The sequence below is a fragment of the Bradyrhizobium sp. Crot121 genome, assembly GCF_059512385.1.
Window position 1 is genome coordinate 73,100 of sequence record NZ_JCAMOR010000004.1, and the last position, 21,684, is coordinate 94,783.

General features: G+C 64.4%; 18 protein-coding genes and 1 riboswitch. Of the genes, 12 read left to right on the plus strand and 6 right to left on the minus strand.

What is annotated here, in order from left to right:
• The first annotated feature begins 1 nt into the window (after position 1).
• On the plus strand, positions 2 to 394 hold the full coding sequence (locus AC5ZGW_RS06365) for a Kazal-type serine protease inhibitor family protein (protein ID WP_130226291.1): 393 nt from the start codon (positions 2 to 4) through the stop codon (positions 392 to 394).
• A gap of 274 nt (positions 395 to 668) precedes the next feature.
• Complete coding sequence (locus AC5ZGW_RS06370) at positions 669 to 1,199, plus strand: L,D-transpeptidase (protein ID WP_028165211.1); 531 nt, start codon at positions 669 to 671, stop codon at positions 1,197 to 1,199.
• A 51-nt stretch (positions 1,200 to 1,250) separates the two neighbouring features.
• On the opposite strand, the gene AC5ZGW_RS06375 is transcribed toward AC5ZGW_RS06370, so the two are convergent.
• On the minus strand, positions 1,251 to 1,760 hold the full coding sequence (locus tag AC5ZGW_RS06375; RefSeq protein WP_035690561.1) for a thermonuclease family protein: 510 nt from the start codon (positions 1,758 to 1,760) through the stop codon (positions 1,251 to 1,253).
• Between the two features lie 216 nt (positions 1,761 to 1,976).
• On the minus strand, positions 1,977 to 2,174 hold the full coding sequence (locus tag AC5ZGW_RS06380) for a DUF1674 domain-containing protein (protein ID WP_028165213.1): 198 nt from the start codon (positions 2,172 to 2,174) through the stop codon (positions 1,977 to 1,979).
• Between the two features lie 196 nt (positions 2,175 to 2,370).
• Between AC5ZGW_RS06380 and AC5ZGW_RS06385 the strand changes: the two genes are divergently transcribed.
• The 3 genes from AC5ZGW_RS06385 (at position 2,371) to purH (ending at position 7,516) form a co-directional block, all read left to right on the plus strand.
• Positions 2,371 to 3,717 carry an RsmB/NOP family class I SAM-dependent RNA methyltransferase gene (locus tag AC5ZGW_RS06385; RefSeq protein ID WP_130226292.1) on the plus strand — a complete coding sequence of 449 codons (1,347 nt, stop codon included), beginning with the start codon at positions 2,371 to 2,373 and terminating at the stop codon, positions 3,715 to 3,717.
• Positions 3,718 to 3,907: 190 nt separating this feature from the next.
• Positions 3,908 to 5,662 carry a heparinase II/III family protein gene (locus AC5ZGW_RS06390; protein ID WP_130226293.1) on the plus strand — a complete coding sequence of 585 codons (1,755 nt, stop codon included), beginning with the start codon at positions 3,908 to 3,910 and terminating at the stop codon, positions 5,660 to 5,662.
• Positions 5,663 to 5,818: 156 nt separating this feature from the next.
• Positions 5,819 to 5,900: riboswitch (ZMP/ZTP riboswitch) on the plus strand.
• Between the two features lie 23 nt (positions 5,901 to 5,923).
• Positions 5,924 to 7,516, plus strand: a complete 1,593-nt coding sequence (gene purH, locus AC5ZGW_RS06395) for a bifunctional phosphoribosylaminoimidazolecarboxamide formyltransferase/IMP cyclohydrolase (RefSeq protein WP_130226294.1) — start codon at positions 5,924 to 5,926, stop codon at positions 7,514 to 7,516.
• A gap of 182 nt (positions 7,517 to 7,698) precedes the next feature.
• On the opposite strand, the gene AC5ZGW_RS06400 is transcribed toward purH, so the two are convergent.
• The gene (locus AC5ZGW_RS06400) at positions 7,699 to 9,084 is read right to left on the minus strand and encodes an MFS transporter (RefSeq protein WP_130226295.1); all 1,386 of its coding nucleotides are present in this window, start codon (positions 9,082 to 9,084) and stop codon (positions 7,699 to 7,701) included.
• Between the two features lie 219 nt (positions 9,085 to 9,303).
• Here AC5ZGW_RS06400 and ggt point away from each other — a divergent pair, with 219 nt between their 5' ends.
• The 4 genes from ggt to AC5ZGW_RS06420 all read left to right on the plus strand — a co-directional run bounded on the left by ggt (position 9,304) and on the right by AC5ZGW_RS06420 (position 15,099).
• Complete coding sequence (gene ggt, locus AC5ZGW_RS06405) at positions 9,304 to 10,950, plus strand: gamma-glutamyltransferase (RefSeq protein ID WP_245474745.1); 1,647 nt, start codon at positions 9,304 to 9,306, stop codon at positions 10,948 to 10,950.
• Between the two features lie 339 nt (positions 10,951 to 11,289).
• A complete protein-coding gene (locus AC5ZGW_RS06410; RefSeq protein ID WP_130226297.1) occupies positions 11,290 to 12,588 on the plus strand; it encodes an MFS transporter in 1,299 nt (432 codons plus the stop codon).
• 19 nt (positions 12,589 to 12,607) lie between these two features.
• Positions 12,608 to 13,504: an SDR family oxidoreductase gene (locus tag AC5ZGW_RS06415; protein ID WP_130226298.1), complete on the plus strand. Its 897-nt coding sequence runs from the start codon at positions 12,608 to 12,610 to the stop codon at positions 13,502 to 13,504.
• A gap of 206 nt (positions 13,505 to 13,710) precedes the next feature.
• Positions 13,711 to 15,099, plus strand: a complete 1,389-nt coding sequence (locus AC5ZGW_RS06420; protein ID WP_130226299.1) for a serine hydrolase domain-containing protein — start codon at positions 13,711 to 13,713, stop codon at positions 15,097 to 15,099.
• Positions 15,100 to 15,233: 134 nt separating this feature from the next.
• Here the strand turns inward: AC5ZGW_RS06420 and AC5ZGW_RS06425 are convergent, their stop codons facing one another.
• The gene (locus AC5ZGW_RS06425) at positions 15,234 to 15,899 is read right to left on the minus strand and encodes a glutathione S-transferase (RefSeq protein WP_130226300.1); all 666 of its coding nucleotides are present in this window, start codon (positions 15,897 to 15,899) and stop codon (positions 15,234 to 15,236) included.
• A gap of 159 nt (positions 15,900 to 16,058) precedes the next feature.
• On the opposite strand from AC5ZGW_RS06425, the gene AC5ZGW_RS06430 reads away from it, so the two are divergent.
• From AC5ZGW_RS06430 to panE, 3 genes are all read left to right on the plus strand, one after another.
• A complete protein-coding gene (locus tag AC5ZGW_RS06430) occupies positions 16,059 to 16,640 on the plus strand; it encodes a DUF2239 family protein (RefSeq protein WP_130226316.1) in 582 nt (193 codons plus the stop codon).
• Positions 16,641 to 16,855: 215 nt separating this feature from the next.
• Complete coding sequence (locus AC5ZGW_RS06435; RefSeq protein WP_165435249.1) at positions 16,856 to 18,202, plus strand: MATE family efflux transporter; 1,347 nt, start codon at positions 16,856 to 16,858, stop codon at positions 18,200 to 18,202.
• Between the two features lie 171 nt (positions 18,203 to 18,373).
• Positions 18,374 to 19,294: a 2-dehydropantoate 2-reductase gene (gene panE / locus AC5ZGW_RS06440; RefSeq protein ID WP_130226301.1), complete on the plus strand. Its 921-nt coding sequence runs from the start codon at positions 18,374 to 18,376 to the stop codon at positions 19,292 to 19,294.
• Positions 19,295 to 19,396: 102 nt separating this feature from the next.
• Here the strand turns inward: panE and AC5ZGW_RS06445 are convergent, their stop codons facing one another.
• Positions 19,397 to 19,975: a c-type cytochrome gene (locus tag AC5ZGW_RS06445; RefSeq protein WP_130226318.1), complete on the minus strand. Its 579-nt coding sequence runs from the start codon at positions 19,973 to 19,975 to the stop codon at positions 19,397 to 19,399.
• Positions 19,976 to 20,150: 175 nt separating this feature from the next.
• On the minus strand, positions 20,151 to 21,428 hold the full coding sequence (locus tag AC5ZGW_RS06450) for a PQQ-dependent sugar dehydrogenase (protein ID WP_130226302.1): 1,278 nt from the start codon (positions 21,426 to 21,428) through the stop codon (positions 20,151 to 20,153).
• Positions 21,429 to 21,684: the final 256 nt, after the last annotated feature.

The following is a 21,684-nucleotide window of genomic DNA, read 5'->3' on the forward strand; positions in this document are numbered from 1 at the left end:
CATGGGGTTGCACTTTGGTCGTCTTGCCGCCGCGGCGCTGATCGCCGCGGCCGGTCTCGTGGTCGGCATGCCGAGCTTGCGCGCGGCGAATCTCGACGATGCCTGCGGGGGGCCGGAGAAGATCACCTGCAACTCGGCACTGTTCTGTCGCAAGGAGGCCGGACAGTGCGGGGTCGCGGATGCCAAGGGCACCTGCGAAAAAGCCCCGGCTTTTTGCATCCGGATTCACCGGCCGGTTTGCGGTTGCAACGGCAAGACCTATCCGAACGAGTGCGAAGCGCGGCATGTCAAGGTCGCGGTCGATTATACCGGCCCTTGCAAGAAGGCACCGGGTGCCGCCGAGCCGAAGCCGGAGAAGTCGCCCGCGACCAAGAAGAAAAAATCGAGCAAGTAGGCGCGATCGACATCTTCCAATCCTCACGCGATTGTCACGCGTCCGCAGCGGGAGCGGCACGTTTGCCGCCGCAGGTTGTGTTGTTTGCGGGTCATTTACTTTATTTGCAACTTTTCCGCTCTTCCGCCCGACGCGAACCGCCCCCCGCGCGACATAAGAAAACAGCCGGTTAACACACACGGTCAAGAATGCCGGGTGCGAACGGCAGGCCGGAGCCTGACCGGCGGCGCGATATCTGAGGCCCCGGAAGGGGCGGCTGGATGTGGAGAGTTTCATGTCGATGAGGATCGCGGTGGCCATGGCTGCCACCTTTGGGCTGGGCGTATTTGCGCTGGGCGCATTGATGCCGACAGCCGCCGAAGCGCGGCCGGAAATGGTCGATATGCACGACGACCATTATTCTCCGGGCACGATCGTGGTGAGGACCGGCGAGCGGCGCCTCTATCTGGTTCTCGATTACGGTCACGCCATGCGTTATCCGGTCGGCGTCGGCAAGGCCGGCAAGCAGTGGGCCGGCACCACGCAGATCGACGGCAAATACCGCTATCCGGCCTGGTCGCCGCCCGCCGAAGTCAAGCGCGACAAGCCCCACATGCCCGACGTGATTCCCGGCGGCTCGCCGCGCAATCCGATGGGCGTTGCGGCGATGACGCTCGCCGGCGGCGAATATGCGATCCATGGCACCAACGTGCCGGGCTCGGTCGGCGGCTTCGTCTCCTATGGTTGCATCCGCATGCTGAACGATGACATCACCGACCTCTACTCCCGCGTCCCCGTCGGCGCCACCGTGGTCGTCACGCACTGAACCGATCGAAGCACGCGAATTAACAAGACCTGCGCTGTCGCGCGGCTTTCTTCATTCCCAGAAGCGTCGGCTCCTCGCGCACCAGCCAAAGCGATGGCCGCCATTGTAGCTGCGCGCATGGCCTGCCGCGAGCAATGCCGCCGACACGTTGTCCGTACGCCTGGTCGCGACGTTGGCGACGACGCGCCCCGGATATTTGTCGGGACCGATATTGTAGATCACGACGCCGCCCTGGCTGAGAAGATTGCGCAAGGCATCAGTCGCAGCCTCGGCCCTTTCCAATTCTTCCTGGCATGATGCCTTCAACTCCGGCGCATCGATGCCGCGCAAGCGGACATGGGTCATGAGATCGCGTCCCTGCTCCAGATGCACGCGCGCCTCGAACGTGTCGCCGTCGATCGTCCTGATGACGTCGACAGTGCGGCGGACATCTGGAGTGCCGCCGCGCTGCCAGATCGCATCGGCATCCTGCACGCGGCTACTGCCCCAATGCGGAAGCTGCCAAGGCACCCATTGCCGGATTGGAAGCATGGTGCCGAGCGCAATACCGATCACGAACACCCATGGCAAAGCAGCCGAGAACCGACGGCCAAATGGAGCGCGGCGAAATGATCGCCGATATGGATTGATTCGCTCATCGGGAGGCATCGCCCCACGCTAGAGCATGATCCGGAAAAGTGGAAACCGGTTTTCCCTCGCGACAAACGCGAAGCGTTTGCGTAGGAAGATCATGCCCAAACAAGATCGAGCCCGGTGAGGTGAGAAGAGACGCCTGCGTCAGAAATCCGACGCGATGCCCTTGCTCTCCCAATCGCCGTAGCGTGTCGGTTCCGGTCCCTTTGGTCCCTGAACCTCCTTCTGCATCGGCGTTGCGTTTGCCGCCGCGGCCTTCCGTCGCGCTTCGGCTTCGGCAAGCGCGCGCTGCGCGGCTGGCGTCAGCGGCTTGCGTTCCGGCGGTGATCCATTGTCGGCCATGCTACGATTTTCCTGCAACTTTCCTGCAACGGATTTTTATATCGCGGATGACCACAAACCTTTGGCATCACGATCAAGAAATCGGAAGACCGATTCTTAGATTTGGCTTATTCGCATGCCAGAGCTGTGGTCTCTTCCCCATGATGGCATGAGCCGAGGCGCTATCCGCTTTCCCTGACTGAGATATTTCCGCTCCATGCCCCCTTCAAGATTTGCAGCGTCGATCGAAGTGCCCGGCCTTGCGGCGCGACGGATCGCAGCCGACATTCTGGACGGCGTTCTGCACAAGCATCGCACGCTCGATGACCAGCTCGATGGCACTGGCGCCCATCCCGGCCTCAAGACGCTTGCCGATCGCGACCGCGCGCTGATGCGCCGATTGGTGTCGACGATCCTGCGCCGGCTCGGAACCCTCGGCCATCTGCTGTCGCGCCTGCTCGACCGCGGCATCCCGACCGATGCGCCGCGTGCGCAGAGCGCGCTTTTGATCGGCGCCGCGCAGATCCTCTGGATGGACGTACCCGATCATGCCGCGGTCGATCTGTCGGTGCGACTCGTGCAATCGGACCGGCGTGCCGCCAAATATGCAGGCCTCGTCAATGCCGTGCTGCGCCGCTGCGCCCGCGAGGGCCATGCGCTGGTCGACGAGGTCAGGACCCAGACGCTGGATCTCCCGCACTGGTTGTTTGCGCGTTGGGCCGCCCATTACGGCGAAGCCACCGCGCGCGAAATGGCGCTTGCCATCGCCAATGAGCCCTCGCTCGACCTCACGGTGAAATCCGACCCCGCGCAATGGGCGAGCCGGCTGCACGGCGAGATGCTGCCGACGGGAACCGTGCGCACGCTGTTGCACGGCTCGGTGACCATGCTGCCGGGCTTTCCGGAAGGGCAATGGTGGGTGCAGGACGCCGCCGCGGCACTTCCGGCGCGGCTGTTCGGCGACATCAAAGGCAAGCGAATCGCCGATCTCTGCGCCGCGCCCGGCGGCAAGACGGCGCAGCTCGCCTATGCCGGCGCACAGGTGACTGCCGTCGATCGCTCGCCGGCGCGGATGGCACGGCTGCGCGACAACCTTGCGCGACTTTCGCTTTCGGCGGAATGCATCGTCGCCGACGCCGTCGAGTGGCCGGGCGGTGGTGATGGCTTCGACGGCATCCTGCTCGACGCGCCCTGCACCTCGACCGGCACCATCCGCCGCCACCCCGATGTGGCCTGGCTGCGGCAGGAGGCCGAGATCGCGACGCTGGCCGCCCTGCAGAAACGGCTGCTGCAAAAGGCGGTCACGCTGCTCAAGTCAGGCGGAACACTGGTCTATTGCACCTGTTCGCTGGAGCCGGAGGAGGGCGAGCAACCCATTGCGGCGCTCCTGGGCAGCGAATCAGGGCTGCGCCGCGCGCCGATCACCCCAAGCGAGGTCGCCGGCCTCTCCGAGCTCGTGACCGCCGACGGCGACTTGCGCACACTGCCCTGCCATCTGCCCCATGCCGATGCGAGGCTCGGCGGATTGGACGGATTCTACGCCGCGCGACTGGTTAAATCCTGATTTCATTGCATTTTCGCCATCGCCGGAGCCCGATCTTCGCGCCAATGGTTTGCGGTTGGCGCGAAGAAAACCGGTGCGCCCTTGTGCGGATCGCGCTGCACCTGATTCGCGCCGTTTCAAGATGGTGTCTTGGCGGCGTTTCCGGATTAAAAGGATTCGCCAGAATCCCTTCTCCCTTCAAAGGTTAGGCGTGTCCGTCGCCCAACGCAGACGCATCTCGACGCTAATCGCTGGCCGCTTCGCGCGCAGCGTGGCCGCGCGCGCCAGCGGCGGAACCGTCGCGCTCTCGCGATTGTGGCCCGGCCGCAGCGACCGCCTGATCATCGCCCCGCATGACCTGCGTACGGCGGATGCCACCCGCGCCGCGGAAATCTATGCCGGCCGCTTCGTGTTCGCCGGCAAGATCGTGACCTGCCACGGCCGTTCGATCTTCGACCTCGAGCCGCCATCGGAGGATTGGGAGGCGGCCCTGCTCGGCTTCGGCTGGCTGCGCCATCTGCGCGTCGCCGATACCGCGCTGACCCGGGCCAATGCGCGTTCCCTGATCGACGACTGGATGTCGAATGCGTCGCGCAAGCGGCCGCTGGAGCGGCGCGCCGACGTGCGGGCGCGCCGTGTCATCTCGCTGTTGTCGCAGGCGCCGCTGGTGCTCAGCGATACCGACGGCAAATTCTACCGAAAATATCTGCGCGGGCTGGGACGCGAGATCCGCCATTTGCGCTACGGCATGGTCGATGCCGCCGATGGCGTGCCGCGGCTGCAGGTCCTGATCGCGCTGTGCTACGCCTCGCTCTGCCTTGCCAACCAGGCCCGCCACGTCCGCTCGGCGACGCGACGTCTGTCCGACGAATTGCAACGGCAGATCCTGCCCGATGGCGGCCACATCTCGCGCAATCCCGGCGCGCTGGTGGAACTGCTCAGCGATATGCTGCCGCTGCGCCAGACCTTCGCCGCTCGCAACATCGCCCCGCCGCCGGCGCTGCTCAACGCCATCGATCGCATGATGCCGATGCTGCGCTTCTTCCGCCATGGCGATGGCAGCTTCGCGCTGTTCAACGGCATGAGCACCGCGCCGTCCGACCTCGTCGCGACACTCTTGGCCTATGACGACGCCCACGGCGCACCGATGGCGAGCATGCCGCATACCGGCTATCAGCGGCTCGACGCCGGCAACATGACCGTGATCATCGACACCGGCCCGCCGCCGCCGCCCAGCATCAGCCAGGATGCCCATGCCGGATGTCTGTCGTTCGAGCTTTCATCCGGACCGAGCCGGATCGTCGTCAATTGCGGCATGCCTGCCACCGGTCGCGACAATTGGCGGCCGTTCGCGCGCTCGACGGCGGCGCATTCGACACTGACCTATCACGACACCTCATCCTGCCAGTTCGTCGAGATGTCCGCGATGAAGCGCCTGCTCAAGGGCGCGCCGATCACCAGCGGCCCGAGCAATGTCGAGAGCTATCGCGAGGCAACCGGCAATGGCGATGTCCTGACGACCTCGCATGACGGCTATCTCTCGCGCTTCGGCGTCATCCACCACCGCGTGCTGATGGCGGCGCAGGACGGCTCGCGGCTCGACGGCGAGGACACGGTGTCGCCGCCATCAGGTGGCCGCATCAAGGGCCACGACAGCGAATACGCCCTGCGGTTTCACCTGCACCCGTCGGTGAAGGCGAGCCGGCTTTCGGATGCCCGCGGCGTCATGCTGGTCTTGCCGAACCGCGACGTCTGGACCTTCGAGGCGGTCGACGACAAGGTCGATCTCGAGGACAGCGTGTTCCTCGCCGGCAATGACGGCCCGCGCCGCACCTCCCAGATCGTGATCCGGCAGGATGCAAGGCAGGTCTCCACCATCCGCTGGAGTTTCGTCCGCTCGAGCACTTCGGCGTCGGTCACCAATGCACGCCGCAATGCACGACGGGAGCCGGAACTTCCGCTGTAGAGCGTTTTCGAGCGAAGTGGATACCGGTTCGCGTGAAGAAAACGCGTCAAAACAAGAGTCTAGAGCTTCGGTTCAATCAGAACCGAAGATGCTCTAGACGCCCGCCGTCCAGACCTATTGGGCCGTTGTGAAGATCGTCGAAAGCTGCTAACGAGCACTCGCTCGCGCGACTGGCGACCTTGGATGGAGCACCATCGGGAAGCGCGGGATCTATCTGCCGCGCGCCTGGGCATAGGTACTCCCTAACAGAGGATCTTGCCCATGACTGACACGACCCGCCGCGTCACCCGCGCCCTCCTTTCCGTTTCCGACAAGACCGGCCTGATCGAGTTCGCCCGCGCGCTCGCCGTCCATGGCGTCGAGCTCGTCTCCACCGGCGGCACCGCGAAAGCGATTGCCGGCGCCGGCCTCAAGGTGAAGGACGTTTCCGACCTCACCGGCTTCCCCGAGATGATGGACGGCCGGGTCAAGACCTTGCATCCCAAGGTGCATGGCGGCCTGCTCGCGATCCGCGACAACAAGGAGCATGCGGCGGCCATGCAGGCCCACGGCATCGCGCCGATCGACCTGCTCGTCGTCAATCTCTATCCGTTCGAGGCCACCGTCGAGAAGGGCGCCGATTTCGAAGAGTGCATCGAGAATATCGACATCGGGGGTCCCGCGATGATCCGCGCCGCGGCGAAGAATCATGACGACGTCGCCGTGATCGTCGAAGCGCAGGACTATCAGGCGGTGCTCGACGAGCTCGCGACCAACAAGGGCGCGACCACGCTCGCGCTTCGCCGCCGCCTCGCCGCCAAGGCCTATGCCCGCACCGCGGCCTATGACGCGGCGATCTCGAACTGGTTCGCGAAGGAGCTCAACACCGAGGCGCCGGATTTCCGCGCCTTCGGCGGCAAGCTGATCCAGAAGCTGCGCTATGGCGAGAACCCGCACCAGAGCGCCGCGTTCTACGCGACGCCGGAGAAACGCCCCGGCGTCGCCACCGCGCGGCAGGTGCAGGGCAAGGAACTGTCCTACAACAACATCAACGACACCGATGCGGCCTATGAATGCATCGGCGAGTTCGACGCCAAGCGCACCGCTGCCTGCGTCATCGTCAAGCACGCCAATCCCTGCGGCGTCGCCGAGGGCACCGATCTCGTCAGCGCCTATCGCAAGGCGCTCGCCTGCGATTCGACTTCTGCTTTTGGTGGCATCGTCGCCGTCAACCGCACGCTCGATGCGGACGCCGCGCGCGCGATCACCGAGATCTTCACCGAAGTCATCATCGCGCCTGACGCGACCGATGAAGCGATCAAGATCGTCGCGGCGAAGAAGAATCTCCGTCTTCTGCTCGCCGGCGGCCTGCCCGATCCGCGAAGCGTCGGCCTCACCGCCAAGACCGTCGCCGGCGGGCTATTGGTGCAGAGCCGCGACAATGCCGTGGTCGACGACATGGCGCTGAAAGTCGTGACCAAGCGCGCGCCGTCGGATGCCGAGCTGCGCGATCTCCAATTCGCCTTCCGCGTTGCAAAGCACGTGAAGTCGAACACCATCATCTACGCCAAGGATCTCGCCACCGTCGGCATCGGCGCCGGCCAGATGAGCCGGGTCGATTCGGCCCGCATCGCCGCGCGCAAGGCGCAGGACGCCGCAGCCGAATTGAAGCTCGCCGAGCCGTTGACCAGGGGCTCGGTCGTCGCCTCGGATGCGTTCTTCCCGTTTGCCGACGGCATGCTCGCCTGCATCGAGGCCGGCGCCACCGCGGTGATCCAGCCCGGCGGCTCCATGCGCGACGACGAAGTCATCAAGGCCGCCGACCAGCACGGCATCGCCATGGTGTTCACCGGCGTGCGGCATTTCCGGCATTGAGCCGGGATCACGCTCCGCACCATCCGCGCTACCCGCCGTCGTCCCGGCCTTGAGCCGAACCTCACCCGTCATTGCGAGCGCAGCGAAGCAATCCACGTCTCCGCAAGTGGCGCGATGGATTGCTTCGCTTACGCTCGCAATGACGACTTCGTCGTCCCGGCTCAAGGCCGGGACGACGGGAGTTAATCCCGCACCCGCAATATCAGCGCCAGCCCCCCAAGGAAGAACAGCACCAGCACCGCCATGCCGGCCTTCTGGCTCGCGGTTGCTGCGGTGATGGCGCCGATCAGGAGCGGGCCCATGAACGACGTCACCTTCCCCGTCAGCGCGAACAATCCGAAATATTGCGCGATTCGATCCCTCGGCGCGAGCTGGATGAGAAGCGTGCGCGAAGCCGCCTGCAACGGCCCGCCGGCGGCGCCGATCAGACAGCCAAGCACGAGATAGGCGCGCTCGGCCGCGCCAGCGAACAGCGCACCGCCCGGTTCGGGCGGCGCAACCGGCACGAACAGGATCGAATCCTTGTCGACCAGCAGAATAGCTGCGATCGAGAACAAGAGGATGACCAGGCTGCCCACGATCACGCGCTTCGGCCCCAGGAGATCGTCGAGCTTGCCGCCTAGCCAGGCGCCGAACACGCCGGCGATTGCGAGGATGATGCCGAACGTACCGATCTGGATCGTGCGCCAGCCGAAGGTCCCGGCAGCGTAGATGCCGCCGAAGGCGAACAGCGACACCAGCCCATCGGCATAGATCATGTTGGCGAGCAGGAACGTCGCCACCGATTTCCGCCTTGGCAATTCGCCGATCGTTTGCCTCAGTTCGCGCAGACCTTCGCGCAGCGCCTGCCGCACCGGCCGCTTCGCCGGATAGTCCGGTGTGAACAGAAACAGCGGCGTCACGAACAGGATGAACCACAGCCCCGTCAACGGCCCGGTGATGCGATCGCCCGCATGCGTGGCGGGATCGAGCCCGAACAGCGGCTTGAAACCGAACAGCGTGCGCCCGCTGTCGGGGCTCGCCGCGAGGAAGCCGAGCACCAAAAACAGGCTAAGCACGCCGCCGACATAGCCGGTAGCCCAGCCCGTTCCTGACAGCCGCCCGATCCGGTTCGGCGGCACCAAGGTCGGCATCATCGCATTGTTGAAGACGGTGGCGAATTCCGCGCCGACAGAGGCGAGCGCATAGGCGAACAGAAGCGGCGGGATGATACTGGCATCGCCGGGCCGGCCGATCCACATCAGGGAGGAACCGAGCACGAGCAGCGCGCCGAAGCCTGCGATCCACGGCTTGCGTCGGCCGCTCGCATCCGCAATAGCGCCGAGCACCGGCGACATCAGCGCGATCGCAAGTCCCGCTGCAGCGGTGGCAAAGCCCCACATCGCCTGTCCGCTCGCCGGATCGGGCGCGACGAAACCTGCAAAATAGGGCGCGAAGACGAAGGTCGTGATCAGCGTGAAATAAGGCTGCGCGGCCCAGTCGAAAAAGATCCAGCTAACGACGGCGGCACGGCCTGGATATCCCTTCGGCAACTCCGCGTTGCCTGCCTCGCTGATTGCCATGTCCATGCGAAAATCGTCCTGCCCCAATCACGAACAGGCGCTTTGCCTGTCGGCTTCAAATCCATATAGCATGCGGTCCCGACGCGAGCGCTTCACTTCGGCTCCAACCGCGGCGAAATATTGATGACAACTTCCTCAAATGGTTGGCGCAGGATTGTCGCGACTGTCGTGCTCGTGGTCTTCACCATCATGCCGGCGGCCGCGCAGGAACAGCGCCGCTTCTACATGCCACCGGCTGCCGACACCATGCGGGGCATTGCGGCCGAACATGGCATGGTGGTGGCGCAGGAAAAGCTGGCAGCGCGCGTCGGCGCCGACATCATGCGCCAGGGCGGCAATGCCGTCGATGCGGCAGTCGCGACCGGCTTTGCCATGGCGGTGACCTATCCGCGCGCCGGTAATATCGGCGGCGGCGGTTTCATGGTGATCCACCTTGCCGACCGCAACGAGGATGTCGCGATCGACTATCGCGAGACCGCTCCCAGCGCCATCACCCGCGACATCTTCCTCAATGCCGAGGGCAAGCCCGATCCCGACAAGTCGCGCAATTCCGCGCTCGGCATCGGCGTGCCCGGCACCGTTGCCGGTCTCGCGCTGGCGCTTCAGAAATATGGCTCGGGGAAATTCACGCTGGCGCAGATCGTCAAACCCGCGATCGATCTGGCGCGCGACGGACTTCCCGTTGCTGACGATATCGCGGACACGCTGCCGGACATGTATCGCCGCATGTCGCGCTGGCCGAACTCGGCCAGGACGTTCTCCCGCGTCGATGGCTCGCCGCTGCATGAGGGCGACACGCTGATTCAGAGCGATCTTGCGGCCACGCTCACCGCAATCGCCGAACAGGGTCCGCGCGGCTTCTACGAAGGGCCGGTCGCGGAAAAACTCGTCAAGGCTATCAGCGATGCCGGCGGCATCATGGCGCTGGACGATCTGAAATCCTATCAGCCCGTGATCCGCACGCCGGTGCGCGGCACCTATCGGGGATATGACATCGTCTCGATGCCGCTGCCTTCCTCTGGTGGCATCGTGCTGCTGGAGATACTGAACATCCTCGAAGGTTTCCAGATGTCCGACATGAAGCAGGGCTCCGCCTCCTCGCTCCATGTCATGATCGAAGCGATGAAGCGCGCCTATGCCGATCGCGCCCGCTATCTCGGCGATCCCGCTTTCATCAACGCGCCGACACTCGCTTTGCTCGACAAGGATTATGCCGCCAAGCAGCGTGCCACCATCGACCTTGCCCGCGCCACGCCCTGGGCCGAAGCGGCAGCAGTGCCGCCGCAACGCGAAGGCTCCAACACCACCCATTACTCCGTGGTCGACGCCAGCGGCAATGCAGTCAGCAACACCTATACGCTGAACTTTCCCTATGGCGTCGGCCTCGTCGCGGAGGGCACCGGCGTGCTGCTCAACAATGAGCTCGACGATTTCACCGCCGCGCCCGGCGCCTCGAATGCATTCGGCCTGGTCGGCTTCGAGGCCAATCTGCCCGGTCCGGGAAAACGGCCGTTATCGTCGATGTCGCCGACCATCGTGCTGAGGAACGGCAAGCCAGTGCTGGTGACCGGAACACCCGGTGGCAGCCGCATCATCTCGGCCGTGACGCAGGTGATCGTCGATGTCATCGACTATAAAATGGATATCGCCGCCGCCGTCGCCGCTCCGCGCGTGCATCATCAATGGCTGCCGGATGAAGTGCGGATCGAGAAGGGATTTCCCGATGACGTGCTGGCCGAGCTCAGGGCCAAAGGCCACAAGCTGGTCGAGCCGCTCGGCTATTCCTCCGCCAACTCGATCCTGCTGACATCGAACGGCCCGCTCGGCGCCCCGGATCCGCGCACTCGCGGCGCCGAAGCGGCGGGGTATTGACGGAGGCGGTTGGCTAAAGCGTAGGGTAGGCAAAGCGCGGCGTGCCCACCACCAAGACTCTTCCAGTTGATGTGCCCTCTCCCCTTGTGGGAGAGGGCTGTTCCGATCTAGCCACGAATTCGCTTCGGTGAGGGGTCTCTCTCCACCAACGCCTCCGCCTGCGGAGACAATCCCTCGTCCGTCGCGCATTGCATGCGCGCCACCTTCTCCCACAAGGCGAGAAGGGAAGGCCGCCGACCCTACATCTTTTTGCGGAACCATCGCGATAAATTTAACTTTCCCGCAAACCGGCCGCATGCAATAGCGCCAATCAAGAAGAAACTCGCGGAGACCTCGAACATGACGATATCGGAGCCATCGAAGGCGGTGGAAGTCGCCGAAATCCACGACACGAGCCTGCTCGCCTTCTACCGCGACATGAACCTGCAGGAGCGGCGCACCTTCTGGGCGTGCGCCTCGGGCTGGGCGCTCGACGGCATGGATTTCATGATCTATCCGCTGGTGATCGGCACCATCATCACCCTGTGGAAGGTCGATCCCGGCACCGCGGGCCTTGCGGGAACGGTGACGCTGCTCTCGTCGGCCATCGGCGGCTGGCTCGGCGGCTATCTCGCCGACCGCATCGGCCGCGTCAGGACGTTGCAGCTCACCATTCTCTGGTTCTCGTTCTTCTCGCTGGTCTGCGCGGTCGCGCAGAACTTCGATCAACTCCTGATCGCGCGGGCAGTTCTGGGCCTCGGCTTCGGTGGCGAATGGGCGGCGGGCGCGGTGCTGATGGGCGAAGCGATCCGGCCGCAATATCGCGGGCGCGCGGTCGGCTCGGTGCAATCGGGCTGGGCCGTCGGCTGGGGTCTTGCGGTGCTCGCGCAGGCGATCCTGTTCTCGATCCTGCCGGCGGAAATCGCATGGCGCTGGATGTTCGTGATCGGCGCGCTGCCGGCGCTCCTGGTGTTCTATCTGCGCCGCTACGTCACCGAGCCCGAGATCGCCGCTGCCACGCGCCAAAAGCAGCAGGCCGCGGGCGACCGGCCGTCGCTGTGGGAGATCTTCCACGGACCGATCCTGAAGACGACCATCCTGGCGTCGTTGGCGGCGACCGGCTGCCAGGGCGGCTACTACGCCATCACCTTCTGGGTACCGCGCTTCCTCACCACCGAGCGGCACCTTTCGGTGGTCACCTCGACCGGTTATCTCGCCGCGCTGATCATCGGCTCGTTCATCGGCTATCTTGTCGGCGCCTGGCTCGCCGATCGTATCGGGCGTCGGAACCTGTTCCTGACCTTCTCGCTCGGCGCCATCGCCGTCGTGCTGGTCTATACGCAAGTGGAGATCAGCAACGAATTGCTGTGGGTGCTGGGCTTTCCGCTCGGCTTCTTCGCGTCAGGCTATTTCTCCGGCATGGGCGCGTTCCTGACCGAGCTCTATCCGACGCGGCTGCGCGGCTCCGGACAGGGCTTCTGCTATAATTTTGGCCGCGGCATTGGCGCGCTGTTCCCGTTTCTCGTCGGCGCGCTCTCGACCACGACCTCGCTCGCCAACGCGATCGCGATTTTCGCGGTCGCCGCTTACGCTGTATTCTTCCTGGCCGCCTACGCGCTGCCGGAGACGCGCGGACGGGTGTTGCATGCTGAGGGATAAATAACACGGGAGGGTTCGGATGACGTCGCTCAAGGGCAAGACACTGTTCATCACCGGCGCGAGCCGCGGCATCGGGCTCGCGATGGCGCTACGGGCGGCACGCGATGGCGCCAATATCGCGATCGCCGCCAAGACCACCGAGCCGCATCCGAAACTCAAGGGCACGATCTATACCGCCGCAGACGAGATCCGCGCCGCCGGCGGCAAGGCGCTGCCTGTTATCTGCGATATCAGGGACGAGGCGCAGGTGATCACGGCGATCGACAAGACGGTCGGGGAATTCGGCGGCATCGACATCTGCGTCAACAATGCCAGCGCGATCGGCCTGACCACCTCGCAGGCCACCGACATGAAGCGGTTCGACCTGATGATGGGCATTAACACGCGCGGCACCTTCATGGTGTCGAAATACTGCATCCCACATTTGAAGAAAGCGGCGAACCCGCACATTTTGATGCTGTCGCCGCCGCTCGATATGAAGACAAAGTGGTTCGAGAACTCGACCGCCTACACGATGGCGAAATACGGCATGAGCATGTGCGTGCTGGGGCTGTCGGGCGAATTGCGATCGGCTGGTGTCGCCGTCAACGCGCTATGGCCGCGTACGACGATCGCGACCGCCGCGGTCGGCAATCTCCTCGGCGGCGACGCCATGATGCGCGCCAGCCGCACGCCCGAGATCATGGGCGATGCCGCGCATGTCATCCTGACCAAACCGGCACGCGAATTCACCGGGCAGTTCTGCATTGACGACAAGGTGCTCTATGACAGCGGCGTGCGCGATTTCGAGCGCTACCGCGTCGATCCGTCGCGGCCGCTGATGTCCGACTTCTTCGTGCCCGACGACGACGTGCCGCCGCCCGGCGTCACCGTTCAGCCGCTGCCCTCCGTTGGCGAAGCGCAGAAGTCGCGGTAAGACTCAACGACACGATCGCGGGCCCTCTCCCTCTCCCCGTCCTTCACGGGGAGAGGGGCGGTGTGAGGGGCTGTCTCCGCGCGCACGGTGATAGGTGGACTCGCGGAGAGTCCCCTCACCCGGAATTCAAGCTCCGCTTGAATTCCGACCTCTCCCCGTAAGCGGGGCGAGGTAGAGTACCACTCAGCTTCAGCGCGGAGGAATTTGTGGGCTGGCAGAAATGGATCGCGGCAGCAATCGCGTTCGCCGCCGCGGTGGCGGTTGCCGCCTACTTCCGTCCCGATCGGGCCGTTCGTGTCGCGACGGGCGTGGTCGCACACAATGTGTGTTCCAAAGTGTTCGTCTCTGGCCTCGATCCGGAGACGGTGTTTTCGGAAACGATCGATCGGGCCGGCATCCGCAGACTGCGTCCGCTGCTACGCTTTGCGCTCGACCGCACCGGCAAGACCGTCGATGCGTCGGTTGTGGGATGGCTGACAAGCCGCGCCGCCTTTCACGACGGACTCGGTTGCGTGCTGCTGCACGGTAGAAAAGCGCCTTATGTGCTCAAGAGCGATATCGACGCGCTGAAGGTGGCAAAAGCGCCGCCGCTGCTTGAGGAGATCGGGGGCCCTGAACCTGTCGAGCCTTCGGACCCAGCGCTAGAAGCGGCACTCGATCATGCCTTCGAGGAGCCGTCGGAACCGCCACTCCGGCGCACCAAGGCGGTGGTGGTCGTCCATAACGGCAAGGTGATCGCCGAGCGCTATGCCGAGGGCATCAGTGTCGACACACCGCTGCTTGGTTTTTCCCTGACCAAGTCGGTGATCAATGCGCTGATCGGAATCCTGACGCAACAAGGCGTGGTCACGCCGTCGATGCCGGCGCCGATTCCGGAATGGCGCGGCAGGAATGATCCGCGTCGCGAGATCGAGGTCGAGCACCTCATGCGCATGACCTCAGGGCTGGCGCTGGACGAGACCAATTCGGGCTTCGATCCCTCGAGCCAGATGGTCTACCTGCGTGACGACATGGCGGGCTTTGCAGTGAAGGCACCGCTGATGGCGCCGCCCGGCACTCGCTGGCATTATTCGAGCCCCTCGACGCAACTCCTGGCGCGGATCATCCGCGATGCCGTCGGCGGGCCCGAACAGACGCTCGCCTTTGCCTGGCGCGAATTGTTCAACCCGCTCGGCATGCGCAGCGTTACGTTGGAGTTCGACGGCAGCGGCACGCTGCAGGGCACCGCCTACATGCTGGCGAGCGCCCGGGACTGGGCCCGTTTCGGGCTGCTCTATCTCAATGACGGCGTGGCCGGCGGCAAGCGGTTGTTGCACGAGGACTGGGTGGACTTTTCCGCCGCCCCAACCCTGAAGACCGACTATGGCGCGGGCTTCTGGACCAACCGCGGCGAACACCGGAATGCCAAGGCCCGCGTCGCGCTCGGCATTCCGCGCGACGCCTTCTTTGCCTCTGGTGATCTCGGCCAGCGCATCGTCATCATGCCGACGCAGCGCCTCGTCGTTGTCCGCCTCGGCAACAGCGTTGATCGGACCGGCGACATGCGCGGATTGGCGCGGCTGGTGAAAGAGGTGATCGCGGCGGTGGGGCAGTGAGACTCCCTCGTCCCGCTCTTGCGGGGTGAGGGGCTGCCTCCGCGAATTCGATGGACAGGAGTGTGCGGTCAGTCCCCTCACCCGGCGCTGCGCACCGACCTCTCCCCGCAAGAGCGGGGAGAGGTGAGCCACATCTACCGTCCGACCTGATACGGCCCGCCCTTCTCCAGCGCGCGGGCGTAGGCCGGGCGCGCGTGAATGCGTTCGAGGAAGGCCATGCACTTCCGGTGCCCCTCCTCCAGCCCGGCGCGCGCGGAAGCTGCTTCCAGCGGAAAGCTCATCTGGATGTCGGCGGCGCTGAACTCATTGCCTGCGAACCACTCGCTCTTGCCGAGCTCCGCCTCCCAGAACGCCATGTGCTGCTTGAGCTGCGGATTGACCAGCGCCGTCAGCACCTGGTTGGAGACCTTGCGCACGAGCGGGCGCAGCAAGGAGGGCGCGCGTTTCGGCATTGTCGTGAACAGCAGTTTCAACAGCAGCGGCGGCATCGCCGAGCCTTCGGCATAATGCAGCCAATAGGTGTAACGCAGCCGTTCCGGCGTCTCGGCCGCCGGGATCAGGCGTCCCTGGCCATAGGCGCCGAGGATGTATTCGACGATCGCGCCCGATTCCGCGATCGTGTTGCCCTTGTCGGTGATGACCGGCGACTTGCCGAGCGGATGGACGACCAGAAGCTCCTTCGGCGCGCGCATGTCCGGCTGGCGCTGATAGCGCACGATCTCATAGGGCACGCCGAGCTCTTCGAGCAGCCACAGCACCCGTTGCGAGCGCGAATTGTTGAGGTGATGAACGGTCAGCACGGCGTCCCCCGGAATTCGAAAAACTTACCGGGCGTTCCGTATCAGGCAATCGCCAGATTCGCGATTGGCCGAGCGGCCAAATTATTTACCCGGGTGATATTGACACCTGAATTATACCCGGGCATAAATTGCTGAACACAGATTAACCAGATGTCTCAGATGAATCAGACCTTTACGGCCTTCGAAGGCCAGCGGCGCCTCGCCGCCGGGCCCCTGCCGGAAGTGGCGCTGGCGATCAAACGGGCCGGCCAGAGCGCCGAGCCGATTGCGATCTTCTGCGACGGGACCGGACGCGCCCTCGATCTGGACCTTCGCGGCAGCGATGACGAGATCCTGGCACGGCTGCCAACATCGGCTCCGCCAGGTGAAGCGCCGGAGCTGGCGCCGAGCGAGCCGCGTGGCCGCGGCCGGCCGAAACTCGGCGTGGTCGCGCGCGAGGTGACGCTGTTGCCGCGCCATTGGGAATGGCTCAACGCGCAGCCCGGCGGCGCCTCGGTCGCGCTCCGCAAGCTCGTCGACGAAGCCCGGCGCAGCAGCGGCGACCGCGACCGTCAGCGCGCCGCGCGCGATGCCGCCTATCATTTCATGTCGGCGATGGCTGGCAACCTGCCGAAATTCGAGGAGGCCTCGCGCGCCCTGTTCGCGGACGACCGCCGCCGCTTTATCAGCGAGATCGCCGACTGGCCGCCGGACATTCGCGACCACGTCGTCAAGCTCGCCTACAGCGACCGCGCGGATTAGCGCGTGGAACTAAGCCACAACGGAGCTGCACCCCCTCTCCCGCTTGCGGGAGAGGGTTGGGGTGAGGGTGTCTCCGCGGCGGGATTCTTCAGGTGGTGAGAGCCCTCACCCGGATCGCATCTAACGATCCGACCTCCCCCGCAAGCGGGGGAGGTGAACTCGCGGCACGACTGATTCAATCAACGACCTATCACATTTCAACAGGTACCCTTTCCATGTCCAAGCCGCCGCTCTGGAGGACCTTCCTCGCCTTCCTGCTGCCGATGATGCTGAGCAACATCCTGCAGGCGCTGTTCGGCACCATCAACAACATCTATCTGGGACAGGTGATCGGAGTCGAGGCACTCGCAGCGGTCTCGGTGTTCTTCCCGGTGATGTTCTTCCTGATCGCTTTCGTGATGGGCTTGAGCTCGGGCGCGACCGTGCTGGTCGGCCAAGCCTTCGGCGCCGGCCAAGTCGACAAGGTCAAGGCGGTGGCCGGCACGACGCTGACGGTCGCGCTGCTGCTGGCGAGTGGAATCGCGCTGTTCGGATTGCTGTTCACGCGCGAACTCCTGGTCGCGCTCGCCACACCATCCGACATTCTCGATGCCGCCACCTCCTACGCGCAGACCATGATGGTCACGATGCCGCTCACCTTCGCCTTCATCCTGGCCAGTTCGATGCTGCGTGGTGTCGGCGACACGCTCACGCCGCTGTTCGCGCTCGCGATTTCGACCGTCATCGGCCTCGTGGTGACGCCGGCGCTGATCCGCGGCTGGCTTGGCCTGCCGCATCTCGGCGTCGCCAGCGCGGCCTGGGCCTCGGCGGTATCGAGCCTGCTGACACTGGTGTGGCTCAACCTCTATCTGTGGCGACGACGCCATGCGCTGGCTTTCGATGGCGCGTTCCTGCGCGCGATGCGGCCGGACGGCAGGTTGCTGCGAACCGTGTTGCGGCTCGGCATTCCCGCAGCGCTCGGCATGGTCGTGATGTCGCTTGCCGAGCTGGTGCTGCTCGGCCTCGTCAACGGTTTCGGCTCCAATGCCACGGCGGCCTATGGCGCCGTCAACCAGGTCTTGAGCTACGTGCAGTTTCCCGCGCTGTCGATCGCGATCGCGGTCTCGATCTTCGGCGCGCAAGCGATCGGCCGTGGCGAGGCCAGCCAGATCGGCGCGATCGTCGGCACCGGGTTGAAGATGAATCTGGTCCTGACCGGCGGACTGGCCGTGCTCGGCTATCTGTTCTCCCGCACGCTGATGGGCTTTTTCATCACCGACCCCGCCGTGCTCGAGCTCGCGCAGGGACTGCTGCATATCGTGCTGTGGAGCTCGGTCCTGTTCGGGATGTCGACGGTGTTTTCGGGGGCGATGCGTGCCGGCGGCACGGTCTGGATGCCGCTGTTGATCTCCGCCCTCGCGATCGCGCTGGTCGAGATCCCGTCCGCCATCATCCTCAGCCGGCTGATCGGCATCGAGGGGGTGTGGGCCGCCTATCCGATCACCTTCTGCACCATGTTCCTGCTGCAGATGGGCTATTACATGCTGGTCTGGCGGAAGCAGACGGTCGAGCGTCTGATTTGACCGGGAAGGGAGATCATCCCTATATGATGATGATCATCATATAGTAGACGGGCCGCGCGGATCGCGCCACAATAGGGGCCAAGGAGAAAAACCGAAGGGCAGGAGGGTCGCCTCCCTATTTGACAGTCCGTTCACCCGTCCACCTCTCAAGCAACAACAAGGAATCATCCCATGCGCGTTCTCGTCGTCGGCGCCGGTGCGATCGGCGGATATTTCGGTGGGCGGCTGCTGCAGGCCGGCCGTGACGTCACATTCCTGGTCCGCCCCAAGCGCGCATCCGAACTCGCCGCCGCAGGCCTCGTGATCAAGAGCCCGAACGGCGATGTGACATTGAAGAATCCGCCGACGGTGCAGGCGGACAAATTGAACGAGACATTCGACGTCGTGCTATTGAGCTGCAAGGCATTCGACCTGGAGGACGCCATCAAGTCGTTCGCGCCGGCGGTCGGACCGAACACCGCCATCATCCCGCTGCTGAACGGCATGCTTCACCTGAACGCACTCGACAAGAAATTCGGCGCCGAGCATGTGCTCGGCGGTCTCTGCGCGATTGCGGCGACGCTCAATGAAGCACGCGAGGTGGTGCAGCTTCAGCCGATGCAGTCGCTGACCTTCGGCGAACGCGACGGCAAGATGTCCGACCGCGTGCGCGCGATCGCGGAGGTGTTTTCCGCCATCAACGGCGCCACCGCCAGCGATCATGTGATGCAGGACATGTGGGAAAAGTGGGTGTTCCTGGCTTCGCTCGCGGCTTCCACCAGCCTGATGCGCACCTCCGTCGGCAACATCCTGGCGGCGCCCGGCGGCAAGGATTTCCTGCTCGGCATCCTCGACGAGTGCAGCGCGGTAGCGGCCGCTGAAGGCTATGCGCCGGGTGGACCGTTCTTCGAGCGCGTCAAGGGCATGCTGACCGCCGCGGGCTCGCCGATGACCGCCTCGATGTTCCGCGACATCAAAGCCGGCTTGCCGGTCGAAGCCGATCACGTGATCGGCGATCTCGTCGCCCGCGCCGACGCCGCCAAGATTCCCGTACCGAAGCTGCGCACGGCGTATACGCACCTGAAAGCGTACGAATTGCAGCGGGGCGAGTAGTTTTGTAGCCCGGGTGAAGCGCAGCGCAACCCGGGGCAGGTCTCTCCGCGGCGTACAGTGTTCCCGGCTTACGCTTCGCTCCACCCGGGCTACGGCATCTCGTCAAAGATGCGCGAGATAATGCGCCAGTGCGGTGATCTCTTCGTCGCTCAGGGGATAGGCGACCTCGGCCATCGCGGCCATGCCGCCGCCAGAGCGCGCGCTGGACTTGTAGTCGTGCAGCGCCTTGACGAGATAATCCTCGCGCTGGCCAGCGATGCGCGCCACCGCCTTGTTGCCGGCATAGCTGTCGGTATGGCATGACGCGCAGCGGCGGCCGGCGGCGGCCTGCTTGCCCTTTTCCGACAGATCAGGATCGTCGTCCTTCGGGCCCTTCGGCGGCGGCAGCGATGAGAAATAGGCGCCGAGATTGCGGATGTCGTCGTTGTTGAGCTGCTCGACGATCGGCTGCATCAGCTCGTTCTTGCGGGTGCCGGCGCGGAAGAACACGAGCTGCCATTGGATGAACTGATCCGGCTGGCCGGCGAGCGAGGGGATGTTCTCGGTCTGCGAAACGCCATTCTCGCCATGGCATGAGACGCACATCTCGGCCTTCTCCTTGCCGGCCGCGACATCGGCGGCGCGGGCGGGAAGTGCGCAGGCAGTCACTGCTAGCAGTATTGCGGCCAATACAATCCGCATTTTCATTCCTCTCACTCGTCATTGCCGGGCTTGACCCGGCAATCCATCCCGCAAAAGTGGTTCTTTCTGGATGGATGCCCGGGTCGAGCCCGGGCATGACGATTGGACCGATTCGTAACAAGAATTGCAGGCTGCAGCCGCCGTCCGGCCGCCGCAGCCCCCGTTGGTCACAGTCTCACTTCTTGCTGTAGCTGATGCGATAGATCGCACCGGCCCAATCATCCGCAACGAGGATCGAGCCGTCCTTGTCGAGGATGATGTCAGCAGGGCGGCCGAGATAATTCTGGTCGCCTTCGATCCAGCCCGACGCGAACACTTCCTGCTTGGCGTTCTTGCCGTCGGGACCGACGATCACGCGCACGATGCGCGCGCCCTGGTACTTGTGCCTGTTCCAGGAGCCATGCTCCGCGATCAGGATGTTGTTCTTGTAGTCCGCCGGGAATTGGTTGCCGGTGTAGAACTTCATGCCGAGTGGCGCGACATGGGCCCCTAAGTTGAGCACGGGCGGCGTGAACTCCGAGCATTTATGCCCCATCGCGAATTTCGGATCGGGCAGGTCGCCCTGGTGGCAATAGGGATAGCCGAAATGCTCGCCGATCCTCGAGATCATGTTGAGCTTGTCACTCGGCAGATCGTCGCTGATCCAGTCGCGCGCGTTCTCCGTGAACCAGTAGCGGCCGGTGCGCGGATCGACATCGCCGCCGACGCTGTTGCGCACCCCGAGCGCCCAGATTTCCGCGTTGCCGGTCTTGGGATCGACACGGCGGATCTGCGAGAGGCTGGTCGGGGGGATGCCGATGTTGAAGGGCGGTCCGAACGGAATGTAGAACCAGCCGTCCTTGTCGACAGCGATATATTTCCAGCCATGCGCGGCATAGGAGGGCATGTCGTCATAGACCACCTTGCCCTGGCCGAGATTGTCCAGATTGGCTTCCGCATTGTCGTAGCGGATCAGCTTGTCGACCGCGATCACGTAGAGCGCGCCGTCGCGGAAGGCGAGACCGGTGGGCATGTTCAGCCCCTTGAGGATGGTCTTGACCTCTTTCTTGCCGTTGTTGTCCTTGATCGCGTAGACGTTACCGAGCCCGAATGAGCCGACGAACAGCGTGCCCTTGTCGCCCCAGGCCATCTGCCGCGCGGCGAGCACGTTCGAGGCATAGACCTCGATCTTGAAGCCCTGCGGCAGCTTGATCTTCTTGATCAGCGCCGCCAGCTCGGAGTCGGAGGCGCCGGTCGGCGGTCCCGATGGTGGGGCGAGGCCCTTTTGCGCTTCGGTCTCATCGCCCAGGAACCAGTCATCCGGCGGATGGGTCCAGAATTCCTTGGTGCCGGATTCGTATTTCTTCAGCTCCCTGCCCTTGTCCTGCTGCTGTTGTGCGTTGGCAAAGCCAGTCCCCGCCACGAGGGCGATGGTGGCAAGCGCAAGAATGGAACGATTGAAAACCGATTGCATCGCGTTACTCCCCTAATCCAGCCGGACGGCTGGCTCTTTATTGATTCTAACGAGACGATCGTGGTGGCCTGCGAGAGATAGGCCAGAGCGGAAAATGTTAGCACATCCCCCGCGCGAGAGAAGCGCGGGCGATCAACGCCGCATTCGAGCGAGGTCAAGACAAGTTGAGAGGTTCGCTTACGCTGTTTTCCTGCGAAGCATCAGCGATGTCATTGCGCCGCAATATTCGTTTGAAGCTAACGCCTCTCGCAGCGTC

What these genes read in the sequence shown, in the direction of transcription:
- AC5ZGW_RS06365 (WP_130226291.1), top strand. Translation starts at nt 2, where the DNA reads ATGGGGTTGCACTTTGGTCGTCTTGCCGCCGCGGCGCTGATCGCCGCG.
- AC5ZGW_RS06370 (WP_028165211.1), top strand. Translation starts at nt 669, where the DNA reads ATGTCGATGAGGATCGCGGTGGCCATGGCTGCCACCTTTGGGCTGGGC.
- AC5ZGW_RS06380 (WP_028165213.1), bottom strand. Translation starts at nt 2,174, where the DNA reads ATGGCCGACAATGGATCACCGCCGGAACGCAAGCCGCTGACGCCAGCC.
- AC5ZGW_RS06385 (WP_130226292.1), top strand. Translation starts at nt 2,371, where the DNA reads ATGCCCCCTTCAAGATTTGCAGCGTCGATCGAAGTGCCCGGCCTTGCG.
- purH (WP_130226294.1), top strand. Translation starts at nt 5,924, where the DNA reads ATGACTGACACGACCCGCCGCGTCACCCGCGCCCTCCTTTCCGTTTCC.
- AC5ZGW_RS06400 (WP_130226295.1), bottom strand. Translation starts at nt 9,084, where the DNA reads ATGGACATGGCAATCAGCGAGGCAGGCAACGCGGAGTTGCCGAAGGGA.
- ggt (WP_245474745.1), top strand. Translation starts at nt 9,304, where the DNA reads ATGCCACCGGCTGCCGACACCATGCGGGGCATTGCGGCCGAACATGGC.
- AC5ZGW_RS06410 (WP_130226297.1), top strand. Translation starts at nt 11,290, where the DNA reads ATGACGATATCGGAGCCATCGAAGGCGGTGGAAGTCGCCGAAATCCAC.
- AC5ZGW_RS06415 (WP_130226298.1), top strand. Translation starts at nt 12,608, where the DNA reads ATGACGTCGCTCAAGGGCAAGACACTGTTCATCACCGGCGCGAGCCGC.
- AC5ZGW_RS06430 (WP_130226316.1), top strand. Translation starts at nt 16,059, where the DNA reads ATGAATCAGACCTTTACGGCCTTCGAAGGCCAGCGGCGCCTCGCCGCC.
- AC5ZGW_RS06435 (WP_165435249.1), top strand. Translation starts at nt 16,856, where the DNA reads ATGTCCAAGCCGCCGCTCTGGAGGACCTTCCTCGCCTTCCTGCTGCCG.
- panE (WP_130226301.1), top strand. Translation starts at nt 18,374, where the DNA reads ATGCGCGTTCTCGTCGTCGGCGCCGGTGCGATCGGCGGATATTTCGGT.
- AC5ZGW_RS06445 (WP_130226318.1), bottom strand. Translation starts at nt 19,975, where the DNA reads ATGCGGATTGTATTGGCCGCAATACTGCTAGCAGTGACTGCCTGCGCA.
- AC5ZGW_RS06450 (WP_130226302.1), bottom strand. Translation starts at nt 21,428, where the DNA reads ATGCAATCGGTTTTCAATCGTTCCATTCTTGCGCTTGCCACCATCGCC.